20 protein-coding genes are annotated in these 21,171 nt (G+C 64.0%); 10 read left to right on the plus strand and 10 right to left on the minus strand.

Annotated elements, in window-relative coordinates; all coding sequences use genetic code 11:
* The first annotated feature begins 13 nt into the window (after nucleotides 1-13).
* The 4 genes from xylF (at nucleotide 14) to D7S86_RS22330 (ending at nucleotide 5,492) form a co-directional block, all read left to right on the plus strand.
* Complete coding sequence (gene xylF / locus D7S86_RS22315; protein WP_121089494.1) at nucleotides 14-1,030, plus strand: D-xylose ABC transporter substrate-binding protein; 1,017 nt, start codon at nucleotides 14-16, stop codon at nucleotides 1,028-1,030.
* Nucleotides 1,031-1,257: 227 nt separating this feature from the next.
* Entirely contained in the window at nucleotides 1,258-2,787 is a 1,530-nt protein-coding gene (xylG, locus tag D7S86_RS22320) for a D-xylose ABC transporter ATP-binding protein (protein WP_121089496.1), read from the plus strand.
* A gap of 36 nt (nucleotides 2,788-2,823) precedes the next feature.
* Nucleotides 2,824-3,966, plus strand: a complete 1,143-nt coding sequence (locus D7S86_RS22325; RefSeq protein WP_121089498.1) for a sugar ABC transporter permease — start codon at nucleotides 2,824-2,826, stop codon at nucleotides 3,964-3,966.
* A 383-nt stretch (nucleotides 3,967-4,349) separates the two neighbouring features.
* Nucleotides 4,350-5,492 (plus strand): aromatic ring-hydroxylating oxygenase subunit alpha, encoded by a 1,143-nt coding sequence (locus tag D7S86_RS22330; protein ID WP_121089500.1) that lies wholly within the window; start codon nucleotides 4,350-4,352, stop codon nucleotides 5,490-5,492.
* Between the two features lie 80 nt (nucleotides 5,493-5,572).
* Here the strand turns inward: D7S86_RS22330 and D7S86_RS22335 are convergent, their stop codons facing one another.
* A complete protein-coding gene (locus tag D7S86_RS22335; RefSeq protein ID WP_240648347.1) occupies nucleotides 5,573-6,193 on the minus strand; it encodes a hypothetical protein in 621 nt (206 codons plus the stop codon).
* A 233-nt stretch (nucleotides 6,194-6,426) separates the two neighbouring features.
* On the opposite strand from D7S86_RS22335, the gene nudC reads away from it, so the two are divergent.
* Entirely contained in the window at nucleotides 6,427-7,422 is a 996-nt protein-coding gene (gene nudC / locus D7S86_RS22340) for an NAD(+) diphosphatase (RefSeq protein WP_240648348.1), read from the plus strand.
* A 95-nt stretch (nucleotides 7,423-7,517) separates the two neighbouring features.
* On the opposite strand, the gene D7S86_RS22345 is transcribed toward nudC, so the two are convergent.
* A complete protein-coding gene (locus D7S86_RS22345) occupies nucleotides 7,518-8,201 on the minus strand; it encodes a ribonuclease T2 family protein (RefSeq protein WP_121089506.1) in 684 nt (227 codons plus the stop codon).
* 277 nt (nucleotides 8,202-8,478) lie between these two features.
* Between D7S86_RS22345 and D7S86_RS22350 the strand changes: the two genes are divergently transcribed.
* The gene (locus tag D7S86_RS22350; protein ID WP_420813300.1) at nucleotides 8,479-9,369 is read left to right on the plus strand and encodes an alpha/beta hydrolase; all 891 of its coding nucleotides are present in this window, start codon (nucleotides 8,479-8,481) and stop codon (nucleotides 9,367-9,369) included.
* A gap of 148 nt (nucleotides 9,370-9,517) precedes the next feature.
* Here the strand turns inward: D7S86_RS22350 and D7S86_RS22355 are convergent, their stop codons facing one another.
* The gene (locus tag D7S86_RS22355) at nucleotides 9,518-10,414 is read right to left on the minus strand and encodes a DMT family transporter (RefSeq protein ID WP_121089510.1); all 897 of its coding nucleotides are present in this window, start codon (nucleotides 10,412-10,414) and stop codon (nucleotides 9,518-9,520) included.
* Nucleotides 10,415-10,511: 97 nt separating this feature from the next.
* On the opposite strand from D7S86_RS22355, the gene D7S86_RS22360 reads away from it, so the two are divergent.
* The 4 genes from D7S86_RS22360 to D7S86_RS22375 all read left to right on the plus strand — a co-directional run bounded on the left by D7S86_RS22360 (nucleotide 10,512) and on the right by D7S86_RS22375 (nucleotide 13,370).
* The gene (locus tag D7S86_RS22360) at nucleotides 10,512-11,297 is read left to right on the plus strand and encodes an AraC family transcriptional regulator (RefSeq protein WP_121089512.1); all 786 of its coding nucleotides are present in this window, start codon (nucleotides 10,512-10,514) and stop codon (nucleotides 11,295-11,297) included.
* Nucleotides 11,298-11,398: 101 nt separating this feature from the next.
* Nucleotides 11,399-11,875 carry a VOC family protein gene (locus D7S86_RS22365; RefSeq protein WP_121089514.1) on the plus strand — a complete coding sequence of 159 codons (477 nt, stop codon included), beginning with the start codon at nucleotides 11,399-11,401 and terminating at the stop codon, nucleotides 11,873-11,875.
* Between the two features lie 252 nt (nucleotides 11,876-12,127).
* Entirely contained in the window at nucleotides 12,128-12,424 is a 297-nt protein-coding gene (locus D7S86_RS22370; protein WP_121089516.1) for a hypothetical protein, read from the plus strand.
* A gap of 457 nt (nucleotides 12,425-12,881) precedes the next feature.
* Nucleotides 12,882-13,370, plus strand: a complete 489-nt coding sequence (locus D7S86_RS22375) for a VOC family protein (RefSeq protein ID WP_205962870.1) — start codon at nucleotides 12,882-12,884, stop codon at nucleotides 13,368-13,370.
* Nucleotides 13,371-13,454: 84 nt separating this feature from the next.
* Here D7S86_RS22375 and D7S86_RS22380 read toward each other — a convergent pair whose 3' ends face one another.
* From D7S86_RS22380 to D7S86_RS22410, 7 genes are all read right to left on the minus strand, one after another.
* A complete protein-coding gene (locus D7S86_RS22380) occupies nucleotides 13,455-14,360 on the minus strand; it encodes a DMT family transporter (protein ID WP_121089521.1) in 906 nt (301 codons plus the stop codon).
* 264 nt (nucleotides 14,361-14,624) lie between these two features.
* A complete protein-coding gene (locus D7S86_RS22385) occupies nucleotides 14,625-15,809 on the minus strand; it encodes a GAF domain-containing sensor histidine kinase (protein ID WP_121089523.1) in 1,185 nt (394 codons plus the stop codon).
* A 266-nt stretch (nucleotides 15,810-16,075) separates the two neighbouring features.
* A complete protein-coding gene (locus tag D7S86_RS22390; RefSeq protein ID WP_121089525.1) occupies nucleotides 16,076-17,134 on the minus strand; it encodes an alkene reductase in 1,059 nt (352 codons plus the stop codon).
* A gap of 47 nt (nucleotides 17,135-17,181) precedes the next feature.
* Entirely contained in the window at nucleotides 17,182-17,478 is a 297-nt protein-coding gene (locus D7S86_RS22395; RefSeq protein WP_121089527.1) for an ArsR/SmtB family transcription factor, read from the minus strand.
* A 196-nt stretch (nucleotides 17,479-17,674) separates the two neighbouring features.
* The gene (locus tag D7S86_RS22400; RefSeq protein WP_121089529.1) at nucleotides 17,675-18,910 is read right to left on the minus strand and encodes a ferritin-like domain-containing protein; all 1,236 of its coding nucleotides are present in this window, start codon (nucleotides 18,908-18,910) and stop codon (nucleotides 17,675-17,677) included.
* Nucleotides 18,867-19,733 (minus strand): phosphate/phosphite/phosphonate ABC transporter substrate-binding protein, encoded by an 867-nt coding sequence (locus D7S86_RS22405; RefSeq protein WP_121089531.1) that lies wholly within the window; start codon nucleotides 19,731-19,733, stop codon nucleotides 18,867-18,869. The genes D7S86_RS22400 and D7S86_RS22405 overlap by 44 nt, the downstream gene beginning before the upstream one ends.
* Before the next feature lie 27 nt (nucleotides 19,734-19,760).
* Entirely contained in the window at nucleotides 19,761-20,879 is a 1,119-nt protein-coding gene (locus D7S86_RS22410) for an acyl-CoA dehydrogenase family protein (protein WP_121089533.1), read from the minus strand.
* Between the last annotated feature and the right edge of the window lie 292 nt (nucleotides 20,880-21,171).

Consider the following 21,171-nt stretch of genomic DNA (forward strand, 5'->3'; position numbering starts at 1 on the left):
GGAGTGGAGACAAATGAAACTGAAAAAGTTGCAGAGCCTCGTTTGCGGTGCCGTTCTCGCCGGCCTTACGCTCGCCGCGCCGCTTGCTCACGCAAGCAAGGACCACCCGGAAATCGGTTTCTCGATCGATGACCTGCGCGTCGAGCGCTGGGCACGCGATCGCGACTACTTCATCGCTGCCGCTGAAAAGCTCGGCGCCAAGGTCTCGGTGCAATCGGCCGACGCGAGCGAAGAGCGTCAGATCTCGCAGATCGAAAACCTGATCTCGCGCAAGGTCGACGTCATCGTCATCGTGCCGTTCAACTCGAAGGCGCTCGGCAATGTGATCAACGAAGCGCACCAGGCCGGTATCAAGGTCGTGTCGTATGACCGCCTGATCCTCGACGCCGACGTCGACGGCTACATCTCGTTCGACAACGAGAAGGTCGGCGAACTGCAGGCGCAAGGCGTCTACAACGCGCAACCGAAGGGCAACTACTTCCTGCTCGGCGGCGCACCGACCGACAACAACGCGAAGATCCTGCGCGAAGGTCAAATGAAGATCCTGCAACCGGCGATCGACAAGGGCGACATCAAGATCGTCGGTCAGCAATGGGTGCCGGAGTGGAGCGCCGCGACGGCGCTGCGCATCACGGAAGACGCGCTGACGGCGAACAACAACAAGATCGACGCGATCGTCGCTTCGAACGACGGCACGGCCGGCGGCGCGATTCAAGCGCTGGCGGCGCAGAAGCTCGCGGGCAAGGTGCCGGTCTCGGGTCAGGATGCCGACCTCGCCGCGGTCAAGCGCGTGATCGCCGGTACGCAGACGATGACGGTTTACAAGCCGCTGAAGCTCATCGCGAGCGAAGCCGCGAAGATGTCGGTTCAACTCGCGAAGGGCGAAGCGCCGGCCTTCACGACGAAGATCGACAACGGCAAGAAGCAAGTCGATACGCAACTGCTGACGCCGATCCTGCTGACGAAGCAGAACGTCGACACGGTCGTCAAGGACGGCTTCTATACGCAGGCCCAGCTGTCGGGCAACTAATCGGCGCCAAGCCGGTAAGCGCATGAGGTCGCACGCGCGGCTGCCCGGCGATGTCCGGGCATGCCGCACGCGATCGGGACGCGGCGTCGTCGAGCGATCGACGCGCCGCGTTCTCGCATCGACGGCAGCGGCCTCGCGCGCGACCCGGGCCGTTCGCGGACCGCGCGCACCATCGCGCCGCGGCACAGTGACGGCTCGCGGGAAGTCCGTTACGCGAAGGAGAACAGATGGGAACGCCTCTGCTGGAAATGCGCGACATCCGGAAGTCATTCGGTGGCGCGAAGGCGCTCGACGGCATCGACCTTAAAGTGTCGGCCGGGGAGTGCGTCGGCCTGTGCGGCGAGAATGGCGCGGGCAAGTCGACGCTCATGAAGGTGCTGTCGGCGGTCTATCCGCACGGCACCTGGGACGGACAGATCTTCTGGGACGGCCAGGAGCTCAAGGCGCATAGCGTGCGCGACACCGAACATGCGGGCATCGTCATCATTCACCAGGAATTGATGCTCGTGCCGCAGTTGTCGGTCGCCGAGAACATCTATCTCGGCAATGAAATCACGCTGCCCGGCGGGCGCATGAACTACGGCGCGATGTATCAGGGCGCCGAAGCGCTGCTGGCCGAACTCAATCTCAAGGACATCAACGTCGCGCTGCCGGTCATGAATTACGGCGGCGGACACCAGCAGCTCATCGAGATCGCGAAGGCGCTCAACAAGAAGACGCGCCTGCTGATTCTCGACGAACCGTCGTCGTCGCTGACGTCGAGCGAGACCGAGACGCTGCTGCGCATCGTGCGCGACCTCAAGAAGAAGGGCGTCGCGTGCGTGTACATCTCGCACAAGCTCGACGAGGTCGAAGCCGTGTGCGACACGGTCTCGGTCATACGCGACGGCCGGCATGTCGCGACGAAGCCGATGGCCGAGCTCGATCGCGGCAAGATCATCTCGCTGATGGTCGGGCGCGAGATCACGCAACTGTTCCCGAAGGAGCCACATGCGATCGGCGACGTCGTCATGGAAGTCCGGCACGTGACGTGTCAGGACACGACGAACCCGCTGCGCAAACGCGTGGACGACGTCTCGTTCTCGGTTCGCGCGGGCGAGATTCTCGGCGTCGCGGGGCTCGTCGGCGCGGGTCGCACCGAGCTCATGCAGGCCGTGTTCGGCGCGTATCCGGGGCTCTATGAAGCCGAGGTGCTGCTCGACGGCAAGCCCGTCAAGATCACGTCGCCGCTCGATGCGCTCGAGGCCGGCATCGCGATGGTGCCCGAGGACCGCAAGCGTCACGGCATCGTGCCCGCGCTGTCGGTCGGTCATAACATCACGCTCGCGGTGCTCGGCAAGTTCTCGAAGTTCGGCCGCATCGATTCGGCCGCCGAACTCGACACGATCCGCACCGAGATGAAGCGGCTCTCGATCAAGGCCGCGAGTCCGATGCTGTCGATCGCGGATCTCTCGGGCGGCAATCAGCAAAAGGCCGTGCTCACGAAGATGCTGCTGCCGCATCCGAAGGTCGTGATCTTCGACGAGCCCACGCGCGGCGTCGACGTTGGCGCGAAGTACGAGATCTACAAGCTGATGTTCGATCTGGCGAAGCGCGGCATGGCGATCGTCATGGTGTCGTCGGAGTTGCCCGAAGTGCTCGGCGTCAGCGATCGCGTGCTCGTGATCGGCGAAGGCAAGCTGCGCGGCGATTTCGTCAACGAAAACCTGACGCAGGAACGCATCATGGCGGCCGCGATCGGCGCACAGGCCGCCTGATCGCCCGCGAGCAATCACTATTGAAGGACCGGACCCATGCATTCACAAAAATTCCAACAGTTCTTCTCGCGCTACAAGATCCTCGCGCTGCTGATCGCGATCGCGATCATCTGGGCGTTCTTCGCGTCGATGACGGAGGGCGCGTTCCTGACGCCGCGCAACGTGTCGAACTTGCTGCGCCAGATGTCGATCACGGGCATGCTCGCGAGCGGCATGGTCTTCATTATCATCGCGGGCGAAATCGATCTGTCGGTCGGCTCGCTGCTCGGCTTGCTCGGCGGCATCGGCGCGATCCTCAACGTCACGCATAACTGGCCGATCTTGCCGACGGTCGCGGTCGTGCTCGTCGTGGGCGTGCTGCTCGGCGCGTTCAACGGCTACCTCGCGACGTACCGGCGGATTCCGTCGTTCATCGTCGGTCTCGGCGGCATGCTCGCGTATCGCGGCGTGCTGCTCGGCGTGACCGGCGGGTCGACGATCGCGCCGGTATCCGATTCGTTCGTCGTGATCGGTCAGGGGTATTTGCCGCGTGTCGTCGGCGACGCGCTCGCGCTCGTGCTGTTCGTCGTGCTCGCGTTCCTGACGCTGCGTCAGCGCCAGAGCCGCCTCAAGTACCAGCTCGCGGTCGTGCCGTTCTGGCAGGACATCGTGAAGATCGTCGCCTCGGGGCTGATCCTGCTCGCGTTCATCGCGACGCTCGACAACTACGGCGGCATTCCGGTGCCGGTGCTGCTGTTGCTCGTCGTGCTCGGCGTGTTCACGTATATCGCGACGCAGACCGTGTTCGGACGGCGGATTTACGCGGTCGGCTCGAACATGGAAGCGACGCGTTTGTCCGGCGTCAACGTGAACCGCGTGAAGCTCGCGATCTTCGCGCTCATGGGTCTCATGGCCGCGTTCGCGGGTCTCGTGAATACGGCGCGTCTCGCGGCGGGCTCGCCTTCGGCGGGGACCAACGGCGAGCTCGACGCGATTGCCGCGTGCTTTATCGGCGGCACATCGATGCGCGGCGGTTCGGGCACGGTCTACGGCGCGCTGATCGGCGCGCTCGTGATGGCGAGTCTCGACAACGGCATGTCGATGCTCGACGTCGATGCGTTCTGGCAAATGATCGTCAAGGGCGTGATCCTCGTGTTCGCGGTCTGGGTCGACGTCGTGTCGGGTTCGAACCGCCGCTGATCGTCGATCGTCGGCGCGCACTCGATCCACGCATCCGATCCCCGCATCCGATTCGATCCGATTCGGTCCGGCCAGCTCGCGCGTCCCCGCGCGAGCGCACGCCGCGCATCCCGTCTCTTGCGGGACCCATGCGACCCCATTCGATCCCAGGCGGTCCCGTCACGCGCGTGACGGGGGTCGCCTGTTCAAGGCACATTCCTTGCGACGACACTCGGTCGCCGCGTCGTGGCTGACGCCCACGCGGATTCATTCAGGTTAGACTGCGTGCGATATGTCGAATCGGAGCGGCGCTCGATCGCGCTCCGTTTGGCCCCCGTCGAGCCGAATATCGGTTTCTGAAGCGAAACAGAACAACGCACAGTGCGTTAGCGGAGTCGTCCAGCATGCATGCAGCTCCCCCGCTGAATTCCGAGTCCGCCACTCCGGGCGGCGCCGCGCCCGCGACGCCCAAGCGCGACTTGCGGCGCGTCGATATTCATCCTGACTACTGGTATCCGCTTGCCTGGTCGCGCGAGGTCAAGCGCGGCAAGACCTATGGCACGACCTTCGCGGGCGAGCCCGTCGTGCTCTACCGGACCGAGGCGGGCGCCGTGCATGCGCTTGAAGATCGTTGCGCGCATCGGCAGGTGCCGCTGCATATGGGCGTCGTCGACGGCGACGGCATCCGCTGCGGGTATCACGGGTGGACGTACGATTGCTCGGGCAAATGCACCGACGTCCCGTATCTGGGAAAAGAACGCTTGCCCAACGGTGTGCGCGCGTATCCGTGCCGCGAAGCCGAGGGCCTGATCTTCATCTTTCCCGGCGATCCCGCGAAAGCGACCGACGATGCGTTTCCGCCATTGGGCTCGGTCGCGGACCCGAAGTACAAGACGCGCCGTTTCGGCCGCGAGGTCGCGTGCCACTACAGCTTCATGCACGAAAACCTCATGGATATGAACCATCAGTTCCTGCACAGGAAACAGATGGGGCAGATGCGTGCGCGGTCGTTGGGCCGTCGCAGCGGCGAGGGCTGGGTCGAGGTCGATTACACGTTCGCGCGCGAAGCGGGACGGCAGCCGATCGGCGAAGCGCTCGTGTTCAAGGAACGCCGAACGGCGGCGACCGAGCAGGCGAAGGACGTCATGACGATCCGGACGCAGTATCCGTATCAGACGCTCAAGATCGTGAGCGGCGGCGGCACGCTCGTCATGGATCTCTGGATTTGCTATATCCCGCTCGACAAGGAGCAGCGGACCAATCGCACATTCGGGCTGCTGTCGATCCGCAAGCCGAGCCTGTCCGTGCTGCTTGATCTCGCATGGCCCGCGCTGGTCTGGTTTACCGAGCGCATTTTTCGCGAAGACCGCGAAATCGTCGAGCGCGAGCAACTTGCGCATGATCGCCAGGGGGCCGACTGGAACCACGAAGTGTTTCCGGTCATCAACGAATTGCGCGCCCTGCTCGTCGAACAGGGCGCGCCGCCCGTGCGGCTCGTCGATCGCCGCTTTGCGTTGCTGCCGCATACGGCGGCCGGCGCCGACTAAACACGCATGAGTCGGCCGATGCGTGCGTCGATCCGCGACGATGCCGCGCGGCGCGGCGCACGATCGCGTCGGAAGCGTGTTTAGGCGTCGGTCTTCGCGGGCCGGCCGGTCTTGACGGTTTCGAGTTCGCCGATCGCGGCGATCAGACGCTTCGTCGGGGCGGCGTCGAGCAGCAGCAGGCCCGCGCGCAGGAGTTCGCTCTTCTTGACGTGAACGCCTTCGTCGAGACATTTCTGCTTGAGCGCGGCGATTTTCGCGTAGTCCGACTTCGGCATCGTGAAGCTGTCGCGCACGACCTTTTCGACTTTGTCGATCTTCACCTTTTGCTTCTTGTCTTGCGCGTCCTTGCCGGGCGTCGCCGCTTTCTTGCCCGCGTCGGGTTTCGCCGCGTGTTCGGCGGAGCTCACGGGCTTGGCCGCTTGAGTCGGCTTGGCCGGCTTAGCCGCTTTAGCGGTTTTTGCTTCTTTAGTCGCCTTAGCCTCTTTAGCGGGCTTGGCCGGCTTGACGGGTTCGACCGGCTTGGCGGCCTTGACCGTTTTTGCGGCTTTTGCCTTCGGTTCGGCCTTCGCGACGGGCGCTTTGTCCACAGCCTTCGGCGCGTCGGCTTTCTTCGCCGCGGCGGCGGGTTTTGCGCGGACCGCCTTGGCTTTGGCGCCGGCCTTGGGGGTTACGGCTTCGGTTTGCTGTTCGTTGGTTTGCATGGTGCCGCCCTTGGGAAAGTGAAAGACTTTTTTAGTCGGGGCTTTTGCTTGCGCGGTGGTCAATGCGATTCTCCATCAAATGAATGCCGAAACAGTATATACCGTATGAGCAAGATGGAGCCCGAGGGGCCGGAGGCCGAGGCGCGCAAGCGAGCAGGTATTGGGCATCGGTGCTATGGTGTCGAGCTGTCCGGCGCCGTTCGTGCCGCTTCTTTCCTGTACGAGTCTCGATCTTGGATCCCATCGAATCCGCGCTTGCCCAGGCTCCATCGGTATTCGACCGTTCCGCTGCGGTCGGTTTCGGCTTAAACCCGCTCGACCGCTTGTCGCAACGCCGCGATGACGACGCGTTCGTCGATGCGAAACGTCAGGATGCCTCGACGCGCTTCATGGTGCTCGTCGGCGACGTACCGGTGCTCATGCGGCACGGCGATCGATACGATGTGCTGTTTTCGCGGACCGCGCTGGCCTCGCTTGGCACGCCCGTACGCGACATTTTTCTCGGCGTCGATGCCGAAGGCGCCGCGCTCTTCGCCGTTTCGCTCGACGCGGCGCTTGCCGAACGCGTGGCGCAGCAACCGAATCTCGAACCCGTCGATCTGCGTTCGATCGCCACGCGCGGACTTGTTCCGGAGCCGATCCTCGGTGAGCTTGGCGGTGCGAAGGCCATGCTCGACTGGCACGCGCGCCATCGTTTTTGCGCGAATTGCGGGTCCGCGAGCCGTGTGACGGCGGCCGGCTGGCGTCGCGAATGCGATGCCTGCGGCGCGCAGCATTTTCCGCGCGTCGATCCTGTCGTGATCATGCTCGCGATCGACGGCGATCGGTGTCTGCTCGGCCGCCAGGCGCGCTTCGCGCCCGGGATGTATTCGGCGTTGGCGGGTTTTCTCGAACCCGGCGAGACGATTGAAGACGCCGTGCGCCGCGAAGTTCACGAGGAAGCGGGCGTGCATTGCACGCACGTCGCGTATTTCGCGTCGCAGCCTTGGCCGTTTCCGTCATCGCTGATGATCGGCTGTTTCGCGCGTGCGGGCGATACCGAGATCACCGTGGATACGACCGAACTCGAGGATGCGCGCTGGTTCACGCGCGACGAGGTCCGCGCGATGCTCGACGGCACGCATGCAAAGGGCCTGTCTGCGCCCAAGCCGTTTGCGATCGCGCATCACTTGCTCAAGGCGTTCGCCGACAACGATACGGCGTCGCTCGGCGCGGCCGTATCGGCATGATGCGGCGCTCGAACGGCGCGCCGGCGGATCTTTGTCTTTGAGACGCTCGCGCGGACGTCCGCGAGGGCGCACGTCGTGCGCGCGCCGCATTGCGTTTAGCGAATGCTCTTGACGAGAAAATCCGGTTGTCCGCACGAGCGGCGCATCTGTTTCTGAACGTCGGCGCCGCATGCGACGGCGTGGCCGTCCTTGCTGTAGCACAGATGGATTTCTTGGAGGAAGCGGCCCGAGCCCGAGCATGTCATCGTGATCGAATCGGGCGTCATCGACGGATTCGCTTGCGCGATGTCGTGCTGCAGTTCCGTGATCGTCGTCCTGAACGGCTGCGCGGGTGCTTGATAGCGCGGCGGAAACTGCACGCTGTCCTTGAGCCGTTTCGACAACGCGAGATAGGCATCGGGCGCGAGTCCCGAACACGTGCCGTGCTTCGGCCATTCATGTGCCATGAGTTTGGGGCTCGGATAGAGGTCCGCATACTGGCGCGCGACGGCCGCGGGCATCGGCGCGTCCGAACACGATTGCGGATAGCCCCTCGAATATTGCGGCCAGAGTCCGTGCAGCACGAAACCATAGCGGCGCGCCCCGCATTGCTGCGTATCGTTCGGATGGGCGTCGCAATAGTCGGGCGACCAGCTCAGCGAAAGCAGGTAATAGTCGAAATCGCCGGGGGTGCCGCTTTGCGACGCATCGTCGTCTGAATGGCGCGGATGTCTCGCGTCGGCCGCATGGGCGGACAGGAGCACGAGGACGGCAACGAGCAGGCGTGCGAACAACTTCATCGGAGACTCCCGTGTCGGTGAAGGGGGGGCGTGCATCGAGTGCGAGGATTGTATAGCGCACGCATATGACAATGGCCGTCGGTTCCGACGCGACGGTATCGCTCGCTCCTTGCCTGTCGTTCATCGCCAAACGCCCATCGCCCATCGCCCATCGCCCATCGCGTCGCGCGCCGATATTCGAGCGCGGCCTCTACGCTCGGGCGTCTCCCTATCTTCAGCGTCGCACGTGTGGACTATGATGCGTGCGACCCATGACGCTGGAGCGCGTGCGATGCAGATGACTCAAGAATCCCCGCAAGCGGTGAAGCACGACGCGCCCGGCGATGTGCCGCGCGCCTGGACGTCGACGATCCGCACGAAGGACGGGATCGATCTCGCGATTTACCACTGGCCCGCGCACGGCGTCGCGCGCGCGACCGTCGCGCTCGTGCATGGCCTTGCCGAGCATTCGGGCCGTTATGCGCCGCTGGCCGAGCGTCTGAACGCGGCGGGCATCGAGCTGATGAGCGTCGATTTGCGCGGACACGGGAAATCGCCGGGCCGGCGTGTCTGGATCGAACGATTCGACGACTATCTCGACGATGCGCAAGCGCTCGTGAATTTCGCGTCGAAGCGCAGCACGCCGCTGTTTCTCATGGGGCACAGCATGGGCGGCGCGATTGCCGCGCTCTATGCGGTCGAGCGGCTCGAACCGAGCGGCGCGCCGTGCGCGGGACTGATTCTATCGAGCGCGGCGCTGGCGCCAGGACGCGACGTGCCGAAATGGATGCTCACGTTGAGCCATGTGATCAGCCGTCTGATGCCTTCGTTTCCGGCGCTCAAGCTCGACGAGTCGGTGTTGTCGCGCGATCCGGTCGCGGTCGACGCGAATCGCAACGATCCGCTCGTGTATCACAAGCCAATTCCCGCGCGCACGGGCGCGGGCATTCTCGGGGCCATGACGCGGATCGCGAACAAACGCGCCGAGCTGCGCCTGCCGGTGTTCGTCTTTCACGGCACGGCCGACAAACTCACTGAACCCGAGGGCAGTCGCGAGTTCGCGCGGGACGTCGGATCGGCGGATCGCACGCTGACGCTTTATGAGGGCGCATATCACGAGACGATGAACGATCTCGACCGCGATCGCGTGATCGATGCATTGATCGCGTGGATTGTCGCGCGAAGCTAAGGCGCGGACGCCGTGGCGCGCACCTTGTGTGGCCTCGACATGTTTCCAGCATGCGCCTAGCACGCCGCGAGCACCCCCTTAGCGAGTGCTCGCACGCGTGCCGTCGTGCTTCCAAGCGAGTCTTAGCGCTTTGCCTTTGCGCTTTTCGTTAGCGCACCCCGGCGAGCGCACGCCGTCCGAACAGCATCTTGACCGTGCCTTGCGTGAGGCTCACGCCGAGCAGGATCAGGCCGCCGCCGATCCAGTGATGAGACTGGATGGTTTCACCGAGCAGGACGCTCGCGAACAACGCCGTGAACAATGGGAGCAGATTCATGAGCACGGCGGTGCGTTCGCTGCCGATTCGCTCGATGCCGTGCATCCAGAAGTACGACGCGACGATCGACGACGCGATGCCTGCGAACAGCACGAGTCCGACGCCGGCCGCCGGCACGGCGAGACTGTGTGCCGTGAACGCGAGCGGGATCAGCATGACGACGGCGATCAATACCTGCACGTAGAGATTGATCCAGAGCCCGAACGGCGGCGCCCAACGTCGGTAGAGCACGCCGTAGAGCGCATAGGCCGTGGCCGCGACGAGCATCAGCATGTCGCCGCGCCCGATGCCCGACGCGAGCAGACTCGCGGGATGGCCTTTGCTGAGCAGCCAGACCACGCCGACGAGCGAAATGGCGACGCCGATCATGGCCATGCCCGTCACGCGTTGCCGGAAGACGACGCCATTGATGACGAGCACGAGCAACGGGATCAGCGCGCAAATCACGCCGATATTGGTCGCGCTCGTGCTATGCGCGGCGTAATACGCGATGCATTGATAGAGCACCATGCCCATGGCCGAGAGCACGGCATAGCGTCCGAGCCAGGGACGCACGGCGGCGCGTTTGCGCCAGAGCGGACGCGCGCAGAACGGCGTGAGCACGATCGCCGCGACGACCCAGCGATAGATCGAAATCGCGGCCGGATCGAGCACGCCCGCGGCGGCTTTCGACACGATCGTGTTAAGGGCCCAGATCAGGACCGCGAGCAAAGGCAGCAATACCGACATCTTCGAACACCGGCGGATAGGATGAGATCAGTGTAGAACTGTCCGTTCCGATTTATATAATGCAAATCGGACATTCCCATGAGTCAAAGGCGACAACGTGACGTATCGCGATCTGGAACTCGACCGGCGCCTGCCCGAGCCCAAGCCCGTGCATTTCCGCTATGACCAATTCGAACCCGATACGGATTTCGAATTTCACATTCATCCTTGGGGCCAGTTGAGCCGTATCAATCTGGGCTTGATGCAGGTCGATCTTGAAGACCGCAAGCTCACGGCGCCCGCCGAATATCTGATCTGGGTTCCCGCGCGGACGGCGCATTCGGCGTTTATCCGGCAGTCCGCCGAGTATGTGTCGGTCTACGTGTGCGACGCGCTTGCGCACCGCTTGCCGTCCGAAGGTTGCCTGATCGTCCAGTCGCCGCTTGCGCGTGCGCTCTTCGACGATTTTTGCGCGCGGCGCGTATCGGTCATGAGCGACGAATGGGATGTGCGTCAGGCCGAATTGTTGATTGAACATCTTGCGCGCGCGGGGCGCGCGGACAGTTATCTGCCCGACAGCGAGGACCGCCAGCTCGAACCGATCCTCAAGGCGCTGCGTCTCGATCCGTCCGATACGACACCGCTTGCCGAATGGGCGCGGCGTGTGCATGGCACCGAACGCACGCTCGCGCGGCGCTTCCAGGCCGAACTCGGTATGAGCTTCATACAGTGGCGCAATCGCGTGCGGATGCTGCGCGCGCTCGCGTGGCTCAAAGAGGAGGTGCCCGTTCACGAAATTGCCGCGCGGCTCAACTACTCGACCCCGTCCGCGTTTATTGCGATGTTTCGCAAACAGACGGGCTGTTCGCCGCAGCGCTATCGCCTGCAAAGCACGGATGTTTAGCGCTCGCATGCAGGTTTGCGCGCGCGCAATATGCGAAGCGCCAGGCTAAAGACAATCGGAGCACGCGAGCACGATGCACCGCGTCAAGCCAAGGAGGCAGCATGCAGACGATGTCGACGTTTCTCTGGTTCAACGGGCAGGCCGAGGAGGCCGCGACGTTCTACACACGCATTTTTCGTGACGCGCGAGTGAAAAGCGTCATGCGATACGGCGATGCCGGTCCCGGACCGAAGGGCGCCGTCATGACGGTCGAGTTCGAAGCATTCGGGCAGCGTTTCGTGGCGTTGAACGGCGGTCCCGCATTTTCCTTTACGCCGGCCGTGTCGTTCATGATCCACTGCGATTCGCAAACGGAAATCGATGCCCTTTGGGACGCGCTGCTCGAAGGCGGCGGCGTTCCGGTCCAATGCGGCTGGCTCAGGGATCGCTTCGGCGTGTCATGGCAAGTCGTGCCGCATGCGCTGTTCGATATGCTCAACGATGCCGATGCGGCAAAAACGACACGCGTGACGCGCGCGATGCTTCGGATGGTCAAACTTGACTTGCCGGCGCTCGAGCGCGCGTATCGAGGCGATTGACAGCGATGGCCGGTTCGCGAATTGTTACGGCGCTTTTCATTGTGCCGACAGTCATTGCCCGTGTCAGCTTTGCGTAATCCATTGCCGTTCAAGGCTTTAGCGTAAATCGTCGCGGCTAGCGTTTACCCGTGCCCGTGTAAGGTTCACTTACAAGCCCTCACGTCTTTGAACGAGGCCGATCGATAGAGTGGGTTCCAGCAGCAGGGCACACAGGTTCTGACCTCTGCAACGAACCCTTCAAGGAGATCGGCAATGAAGACAATGAAAAAGATCCCGCGCGTTTTGATCGCAACGTTCGTCGCGGGTGCGGCTTTGGCGGCAACGGGTAGCGCATTCGCGCAAGTCGACCGGATCGTCATCAGCGATGCCCCGGCGGTCCAGTACGGCGCGCCTCAAATGGTTCCCGTCGGCATCTCGATCTCGATCGGCTGGCATGGCGATCGCTATTGGGACGGTCACCGCTATTGGGCGCATGACGACTGGATGCGCCATCATCCGCATGACCCGGGTCCTCGTGGCCACGATCACGACGACCATCACGATCATTGATGCGTCGCGTGTGAGGCCGACGTAAGCGCGCCCGAGCGCGCCTGCGTCGCCAGTTTCCGACTCGACGCGTGAGCGATTCAATCGCACATGTGGACGACACCGAGCCCCTGACCGCGTAGTATCGGCAGGGGCTTTTTGTTGTGCGTCGAACGCGGCGCGGCGGCCCGAAGCGCATCGGGTTCCGCGTTGTTTCGCGCATCGTGCGGCGTGCACTGTCGTGCGGCGGGTTGCGTACCCGGCGATCGATCCGGTTCCGCGCCTCGCTGGGCGTCCGACTCCGCGGCTGACGACGCACCTGACTTAGCAGCCCATGGCAGACCCGGTCGAAATCGACGCACGTCGATCGTCGTCAGTCCGGGGACACCGATGCGCGCGCCCGCCCGCATCCACGCGTTCCCGAGCCGGTGCGCGTGCGCCGGCCCAGATCGTTGCGCGAACCTACTGAGGAGCTTCAATCATGGCGAACGCTGTCCAGTCCATTCCCGATGGCATGCATACCGTCACACCGCACCTGGTCGTCGATGGCGCGGCCAAGGCCATCGAGTTCTACAAAAAAGCCTTCGATGCCGTCGAGCTTTCGCGGCTGCCGGGACCCGACGGAAAAATCATGCATGCGTCGATCCGGATCGGCGATTCCGTCGTCATGCTCGTCGACGAAGGGCCGCATTGGCAGTCGTTCGGGCCGTTGACGCTCAAGGGATCGCCGGTCACGTTGCATCTCTATGTACCCGATACCGATGCGACGTTCGCGCAGGCCGTGTCGGCCGGCGCGAAAGCCACGATGGAGCCGGCCGATATGTTCTGGGGCGATCGCTTCGGCCAGCTTCAAGACCCGTTCGGCCATAAATGGTCGATCGCGACGCATCAACGCGATATGACGCCGCAGGAGATGCAAGCGGGGATGCAAGAGGCGGCGCGCAATATGCAGGCCTCGCAATCGTCGTAGGCCGACCGTGGGCCGATGAGGCGAATGCGCCTGGATGCGCGCGGCGCGGTTGCGGGATCCGTCCGTGCCGCGCGCATCGCATGCTTATGCCGCGCGTTTGTTCCGCATGACGAGGAACAGGCCCGCGGCGGCGAGCGCCATACCGGGCCAGACGAGCAGCGGCATCGGCTCGCCGAGCACGAGGCGCGCGATGATCGCCGTCGCGGGCGGCACGAGAAAGAACAGCGCCGAGACACGCGACGCTTCGCCGTAGCGGATCATCGCGAGCAGCAAGGTGATCGCGATGATCGAATTGAAAATCACGAGATAGACGAGCGAGACGAACAGCCCGGGTGCCCATTGAATCCGCATGGGTTCCAGCGCATATGCAAGCGGCGCCGTGACCGCGAACCCGACGACGTACTGGACGAGATTCGCCGTCACGGGGTGCGTATGCGTGCCGAAGCGCTTTTCCCAGAGCGTGCCCGCCGTCATCGACGCGAGCGCGAGCACGCAGAACACGAGGCCGAGCGTCGACGTGACATCGATCGACGAGCGCGCGACGACGACCCAGACCGCGCCCGCGACGCCGAGCGCGAGTCCGATCCAGCGCGTGAGGTCGACGCGTTCCTTCGCAATCGCGGGTGCGAGCAGGCCGACGAGAATCGGTTGTTGCGACGTGATCAGCGCCGCCGCGCCGGCCGATACGCCGAGCTTGAGGCTCAGGTAGATAAACGCGAAGTAGCATGCCTGGATCAGCAATCCGACGATCGCGAGATGCAGCCACGCGCGCGGCGAGCTTGGCGGCGGAGGCCTAACCCAGAGCGCCGCGATCGCGAGCAGGCCGATCACGCACGCATACCGTAACGCGAGGAACGTCAGCGGGTCCGCATATTGAAGACCGAGCTTGAGAAACACGAAGCCGCTTGCCCAAAGCAGCAGAAATAAGGCGGGGGCGGGCTTGAGCCAGCGCGGGTGTGCCGCGGGCGTCAGCGCGGTTGCGGTCGACATGAGACGGATTGGAATCGGTGTTGCGTGTGTTCTACCACCGAGCGTGCAATTGCGAAAGAGGTGAATCACGTGGCGACGCGCGCGTTTTTTACCGATTATCGCGATGCCGAATCGATATGCAACAGCGCTCGGCACGTATCGGATGCGCACGGCATAAGGGGCGCACGCGCATCGGACAGGGACGTGTCGCGCCCCGCGCCTGCGTTGAGTTGCATTGCACAACGATCGATCGGGTGCGGAAAGAGCGGACGGCGACGCGCGGATTTATTTGCCGATCGGCAGCAGCGCGACAAAACAGGTGCCGTGTTCGGCGGACGAGCTTACCTGGAGCGATCCCGCGTGGGCATTGACGATTTGGCCGCAGACATAGAGTCCGAGGCCGAGTCCCTTGCCGCGCGGATGGTTCACATCGCGCGCATGCGGCTCAAAAATCCGCACGAGCGCGTGCTGCGGAATCGGGCGGCCGCTGTTGCACACGCGGATCAGCAGCATGCCGCGTTCGATATGGGCTTCGACGGTCACGCGCGTGTCGGCGGGGCCGTACGTGAGCGCATTGTCGAGCAGATTCGAGAGCAACTGGCGCACGCGGGCGCGATCGCAGACGACGGGCCGGTCGATCGTGACGGCCGTGTCGAGCACGCGGCCGGGATGCTGTGCGCGATGCTCCGCGATGATCGCCTCGAATACCGTGCCGAGATCGTCGACGGGACGCTTGTCGATCTCGATGCCCGAGCCGAGTCGTCCGCTCGTGAAGTCGATCATATGGTCGACCGTGCGCGCCATGCGTTCGCGCGTCGCTTCGAGTTGTGCGCCGAGCGCGCGTGCGTGAGGTTCCGACGTCTGCAGCGCGAGCGCGATCGATCCGATCGATTCGACGGGATCGCGCAGATCGTGGCCGAGCAGCGTCAGATAGTGTTCGCGGAGTTCCGCTGCCGATCGTTGCGCGCGCCGCTCCGTTTCCGGCGCATGCATGCGGTCTTCGTTGTCGAGTTGCAGCGCGATTAGTTCGGCGAAGAGCGTGAACATCGAGATCGTGCGCGAATCGGAGACGACCGCGGGACGCGGATCGACTGCGCAGAGATTGCCGAAGTATTCGCCGCTCGGCAGGATGATCGGCACCGAGATATAGCTCTCGATGTGATAGATGCGCGGCGTCGGATGATCGCGGTAGATGGGGTCGTTCGATGCATGATCGATGACGACGGGGCGGCGCGCGGTGCGCGATTCGAGGCAGAGCGTCGTGCGAATGTCGAGCGAGCCGCCGGGGCGCAATCCGAAGTTGATGTTGTCCTGTACGGCGCACGCGGTCCATGAATCGTCGGTCACGCGTGCGACGGCGGCGAAGCCGAGACCCGTGTGCTTGCAGATGACGCGAAGCATCGCCGGAATGACGCTGATGCGATTCACGGCGGCCACAACATCGGCAATGGCTTCGTCACGTTCGCTCATATCGGGTGGCAGCCTTCGGGTCGCGCGTTTGAATCGATGGAGATCATGCTAACGCACAACGTCGAACCGCGCGGGCCGGCAAAGATTGCGTGACGCACGCAAACGATGCGCTTCGATATTCATACGAATGAGCCCGTGCCGCATGAAGCGCACGGGCCCGTTCAGGCACGCTTGTGGTGCGCGATGCGTGAAGACGGTGAAGGCTTCGGCGCATCGTCATGACGCCTGATGCGCGGTTTGCATCACGCGTCATATCAGGCGTCGCGTCAGGCGGTTTCGAGCGACGGATAGTCCGTATAACCGAGCGAACCTTCGGCATAAAACGTTTCCGCTACCCAGCGATTCAACGGCGCGTTGCGTTCGAAGCGCACGGGCAGGTCCGGGTTCGAAATAAACAGCTTGCCGAACGCGATGGCATCCGCGTCGCCGCGATCGAGCACCGCTTGCGCCGATTCCTGGTTCAACGATTCGTTCGCGATATAGACGCCGCCGAACAGCTTCTTGAGTTGCGGCCCGAGACTGTCTTCGCCGACGGCTTCGCGTGCGCAGATAAACGCGATCTTGCGCTTGCCGAGTTCCTTGGCGACATAGCCGAAGGTGCCGAGCGGATCGGAGTCGCCCATCGAGTGTGCGTCGCGGCGCGGCGCGAGATGCATGCCGACGCGATCGGCGCCCCAGACTTCGATGACCGCGTCGGTGACTTCGAGCATCAGGCGTGCGCGGTTTTCGATCGAGCCGCCGTAGGCGTCGGTGCGCTGATTCGTGCTGTCCTGGAGGAATTGATCGAGCAGGTAACCGTTTGCGCCATGGATTTCGACGCCGTCGAAGCCCGCTTTCTTCGCATTTTCGGCGCCTTTGCGATAGGCGGCGACGATGCCGGGAATTTCGCTAAGATCGAGCGCGCGCGGCGTGACATAGGGTTTTGCCGGCCGCACGAGGCTCACATGGCCTTGGGCTGCGATCGCGCTCGGTGCGACGGGCAATGCACCGTCGAGGAACAGCGGATCGGAAATACGGCCGACGTGCCAGAGCTGCATGAAGATTTTGCCGCCGGCGGCGTGCACGGCTTGCGTCGTGAGTTTCCAGCCTTCGACTTGCTCGTCGGACCAGATGCCCGGCGTTTCGGCGTAGCCGACGCCTTGCGGCGTGACCGAGGTGGCTTCGGACAGGATCAGGCCTGCCGATGCGCGTTCACCGTAGTACTGCGCCATCAATGCATTGGGCGTGCGGGATTCGCCGGCGCGAGCGCGCGTGAGCGGCGCCATGATGATGCGGTTCTTGAGCGTCAGATCGCCGATCTGGACCGGGTCGAGAAGATGAGGCATGGATCAATCCTTGGAAAACGTGAAGCCGCGTTCGGAGCGGAGGCGAATCAGAGTCCTTCGTTGAGTTGCGTGAGGAAGGCCTGGATCGTCTCTTCGTTTCGCTTGAAATAGACCCATTGTCCGATGCGTTGCGTGGTTACGAGGCCCGCGCGCTGGAGTGTCGCGAGATGCGCGGAGACCGTCGATTGCGAAAGTCCGCAGCGGCCGTCGATTGCGCCGGCGCAGACCCCGTTCGCGACGGAATGCGTCTGTTCGGGGAAAAAGCACTGCGGCTCCTTGAGCCAGTGCAGGATTTCGCGGCGAACCGGATTTGCGAGCGCCTTGTGAATCGCGTCAATGTCCATCGGAGTGGAACGTCGGTGCATGCGGCCGGGCGAGGGGCGTTCGGGCCGCGGGGGGTTTCCCGTTGGGAAAAGTGCGCGGACATGCCGTCGGACTCGCCGATGCATGCATCGGTCTATATCGTCGAAGTCCGAATTTTATATCGGGAAAAGACGATATATGATTTGGCCTTGATGCGATTATGGATTTGTTGTTTCCCTACATGAAATTCCGCGTATGCAACCACGCAAGCTCGCGCGCGAGCGGCCGTTCGAACCCGAGCCGCACGAGCCTCGCATACCGTCCGTCGGCCATATCGGTCATCAACTGCTGCACGAGCGCATAGCCGCGCGTGATCGCCGACAACGTCGGCTCGCCCGCGGCGATCAGGATCAACGCATCGAAGACCTCTTCATTGAGCCCGCTCGTCGCCGCAAGCGCTTCGTGCCGATGTTCGATCGCCTGCGCAAGCCGCATCCGCAACACCGGCTCGCGTTCGAGCCGATACAGCAGATGCGACATCCCGAGCGCGACATGACGCGCCTCGTCACGCGCGGCGAGCTGCGCGATGCGCCGCGTCAAAGGATCCGGCCCATGGTTCTGAAGAAACTGCAGCAGCGTGACGAACGTCCCTTCGCCGAGCACGGACAGCAGAAAACTCGCGATCGAGAAATCGGGTTCGTCGAGCAACGTCTTCAGCGACGCCTGCCCGCCCGCGGTCGATAGCGACGGCTCGTACCCGTTATGACGAATGCGGCGCGTGAACACCTCGACATGACGCGCTTCGTCGGCCACCTGTATCGCGAGCGCGGCTTGGAGTTCGCGATAGTGCGGATGCAATTGCCCAAGAAAACGCGCGGGCACGACGAGCGCCGCGTTTTCGTTTTCGACCATATACGTCATGACCTGCACGACAGCCGCCTCGACCGCGGGCGGATTGTCGAACGGCACATGCCAGTCGATCGCGTCGTCGGGATCCCACTGCGCCGCGACGGCCTGCTTGTAGAGATCGGCGACGTTGTCCGCCCAGACCTCATGCTTGCTCGCGAGCCGGAACGCATACGCCGGCGAACCCGCTTCGACGTGCGCGCCGCGCGCCGCGAGTCCCCAATCGGGCCGCGCATGCTCGGCGACGGCATTCGCGCCGCGCGGATCGCTTCGCCCGGTCTGCATCGCATCGCGCCACCGACCCCACTGCGTATCGCGCGCAATCGACGCAACACGACGCGTGCCGTTCAACGGTCCCGGCTCGATCGCCCATTCGAGCGCATACCCTTGCCGTCGACACCAGTCCTGCAACTGAACCTCGAATCCCGGCGCGCATCCCACGACACGCAGCCGTTGACCCGGTTCGAGCGCGGCCAACGCATGCTTGACGAACACATGCGCGCCCGCGTCGAAGCCCACCGACTCAATATCGATAAGCGGACTCGATGATGCGTCCTTGTTCGTCATAGAAACCTTGTTCGGTCGCGGCGCGCTCAAGCAGCGCATAGCCGCTCGAACGCCCCGGCTGCCATGCCTTCAGACCTTCGAGTTCGAGCAGCGGGCGCACGCGCGCGTCGTTCCAGTCCATCGCGAGCAGCAGATCGCCGAACCGGCGCGCATCGTCGTCGGACACGCCGGGGCTCACGGTCATATTGCAGTGATCGAACGCATGCGTCGTCGCGAGAATGCGCGTCGATCCCGCGGGCAAGGTGCCCTCGTTCGCGAACGCGTGATAGTTGCCCGCGATCATCCACGTCGCGTCGATCTCGCCGCGCACAAGCGCGCTCGCGGCATCGCGTTCGCCTCCGATGTGATCGCCATGCTTGCCGCCGAGCACGTCGAAACGACGCGCCGCGTAGTCGCGCCCGGCCACGAGATGCCCTTCATGGCGGAGATGGTCGAGCGGAATCAACGTGGCTTGCGGCGAGTCAATCGCGCCGAAGCCGATCGTTTTACCGCGTAGATCGTCAAGCGCGCGGATCGGGCTCGCATCCGAGACGACGAGCACCGATTGCAGATCGAGGTCGCTATCGCGCATCGCGAGCGGCCACACGCGCAGGCCCTTCGCACGCGCGATGCGATCGGCGCGCACCCATGCGAGCGGCGAATTCCACGCGAATGCGATATCGCCCGAGAATTGCGCTTCGACCTGGCGTTCGTAGTTCGAATACAGCAGATAGTCGAACGCGACGCCACGTTCGGCAAACCAGGCTTTGAAACCTTCCCAGATCGTGACGACTTTGGGCGCGTATGCGACGGCGCCGAGCATCAACGGGGCATTGGCGGGCATGGTCGAGGTCCGGGGTCGAGAGGTGGGTCAGGCGAGCGGCATGCCGCAGAGCACGCGGCCGATGAATTCGTAGAGCACATCGGACGTCGGCGCCATGATCGACGATGCGCGCGCATCGCGAAACAGGCGCTCGATGCCGACATCCTTGCGAAATGCCGCACCCCCGCAGATCCGCATGGCCGTGTCGGTCACGTCGAGCGATGCCTCGGCCGCGACGGCCTTGACTTCGAGCACGCGCAACATCGCATCGGCCCGACTCGCGTTCATGGCGGCCAGCGTGTCGTCGCGCAGCGCGCGCGCCTGATCCGCGCGCAGACGCGCACGCGCGAGATAGGCGCGAATCGTCGGCAAGTCGGCCAGCGTGCTGCCGCTTTCGGCGAAGCGGCTCGCGGTGATGTGCGCGGTCGCGCGTTCGAGCGCACTGTCCATCAGGCCGATCGAACTCGACGCGACGAGCGTCGCGAAGACGGGCAGCGCATCGCCGGTCATGATGTCGAAACCCGAACCGTCGGCGCCGAGCCGCGTGCCGGCCGGCACGCGCACGGTGTCCGCGCTCAGCGGCGCGGACGCGTTGCCGCGCAGACCGAGTCCGTCGAACGGCTTGGGACTCGAGAGTCCGGCCGACGCGCGATCGACGAGCCACAAGGTGCTCGCGCCCTGCGCGGCGGGCGTCGGCTGCGACGACCAGATATAGGAATCGGCTTCCTGCGCGGATGTGACCATGCTCTTGCTGCCGTTCAGCACGATCGCGTCGCCATCCGGCTGCGCGGTCCCCGTCGATGCCCAGAAGTGACTTCGCGTCCCGGTCTCGGACCACGCTAGCGTCGTCAGATGCTTGCCTTGAGCGATGGCGCTCCGGATCTCGGGAGAGCCGTACTTTTCGACGAGCGCCGTGGCCGTGTAGTGCATCGTCACGACCATCGCGGTTGACGGACACGCGTGCGCGATGCGCTCGACGACGCGGCACGCATCGGTCAATCCCAAGCCCATGCCGCCGTGCGCTGGGGCGCTGAGCAAGCCGAGCAGACCGGCTTCGCCGAGCGCCTCGACGGCGGCGCGCGGAAAGCGCGCGTCGCGATCCGTTTCGGGAGCTGCGGGAAGAACCACCGTTTGAACAACGCGATCGAGCGCTTCAGCGTAGGACATCGAACCGGCTCCCTATGGTGAGGCGGGAGTCTGTCGATGCAGCGTGCAGACACGACGGATCGCGGGCTCGGCGCGGCGCGGCCCGATACGGGCGCGCCGGCGTGCTTTCGTCGCATGCAGACCTGCAACAACGACTCTCGCACTGAAAAAAGGCCCGGCGATGCCAAGCGCATTCACGGGCGCGACGATTATTGCACCGTGAACGAATCTGTTCAGAGCGGGGGCGGATCGCGCGTGGCGACGTCGAACGGGTGCGTGCTGTCGCGCGGCGCGTGCGGTTTCAAACGCATTG

It is taken from the genome of Pararobbsia silviterrae (genome assembly GCF_003628125.1).
Classification (GTDB): domain Bacteria; phylum Pseudomonadota; class Gammaproteobacteria; order Burkholderiales; family Burkholderiaceae; genus Pararobbsia; species Pararobbsia silviterrae.

Coding starts and splice junctions, on each gene's coding strand:
- D7S86_RS22400 (WP_121089529.1), bottom strand. CDS start 18,910: ATGACGAACAAGGACGCATCATCGAGTCCGCTTATCGATATTGAGTCG.
- D7S86_RS22330 (WP_121089500.1), top strand. CDS start 4,350: ATGCATGCAGCTCCCCCGCTGAATTCCGAGTCCGCCACTCCGGGCGGC.
- D7S86_RS22345 (WP_121089506.1), bottom strand. CDS start 8,201: ATGAAGTTGTTCGCACGCCTGCTCGTTGCCGTCCTCGTGCTCCTGTCC.
- D7S86_RS22385 (WP_121089523.1), bottom strand. CDS start 15,809: ATGAGCGAACGTGACGAAGCCATTGCCGATGTTGTGGCCGCCGTGAAT.
- D7S86_RS22405 (WP_121089531.1), bottom strand. CDS start 19,733: ATGCCCGCCAATGCCCCGTTGATGCTCGGCGCCGTCGCATACGCGCCC.
- D7S86_RS22365 (WP_121089514.1), top strand. CDS start 11,399: ATGCAGACGATGTCGACGTTTCTCTGGTTCAACGGGCAGGCCGAGGAG.
- xylG (WP_121089496.1), top strand. CDS start 1,258: ATGGGAACGCCTCTGCTGGAAATGCGCGACATCCGGAAGTCATTCGGT.
- D7S86_RS22335 (WP_240648347.1), bottom strand. CDS start 6,193: ATGCAAACCAACGAACAGCAAACCGAAGCCGTAACCCCCAAGGCCGGC.
- D7S86_RS22325 (WP_121089498.1), top strand. CDS start 2,824: ATGCATTCACAAAAATTCCAACAGTTCTTCTCGCGCTACAAGATCCTC.
- D7S86_RS22350 (WP_420813300.1), top strand. CDS start 8,479: ATGACTCAAGAATCCCCGCAAGCGGTGAAGCACGACGCGCCCGGCGAT.
- D7S86_RS22375 (WP_205962870.1), top strand. CDS start 12,882: ATGGCGAACGCTGTCCAGTCCATTCCCGATGGCATGCATACCGTCACA.
- D7S86_RS22395 (WP_121089527.1), bottom strand. CDS start 17,478: ATGGACATTGACGCGATTCACAAGGCGCTCGCAAATCCGGTTCGCCGC.
- D7S86_RS22380 (WP_121089521.1), bottom strand. CDS start 14,360: ATGTCGACCGCAACCGCGCTGACGCCCGCGGCACACCCGCGCTGGCTC.
- D7S86_RS22355 (WP_121089510.1), bottom strand. CDS start 10,414: ATGTCGGTATTGCTGCCTTTGCTCGCGGTCCTGATCTGGGCCCTTAAC.
- xylF (WP_121089494.1), top strand. CDS start 14: ATGAAACTGAAAAAGTTGCAGAGCCTCGTTTGCGGTGCCGTTCTCGCC.
- D7S86_RS22410 (WP_121089533.1), bottom strand. CDS start 20,879: ATGTCCTACGCTGAAGCGCTCGATCGCGTTGTTCAAACGGTGGTTCTT.
- D7S86_RS22370 (WP_121089516.1), top strand. CDS start 12,128: ATGAAGACAATGAAAAAGATCCCGCGCGTTTTGATCGCAACGTTCGTC.
- D7S86_RS22390 (WP_121089525.1), bottom strand. CDS start 17,134: ATGCCTCATCTTCTCGACCCGGTCCAGATCGGCGATCTGACGCTCAAG.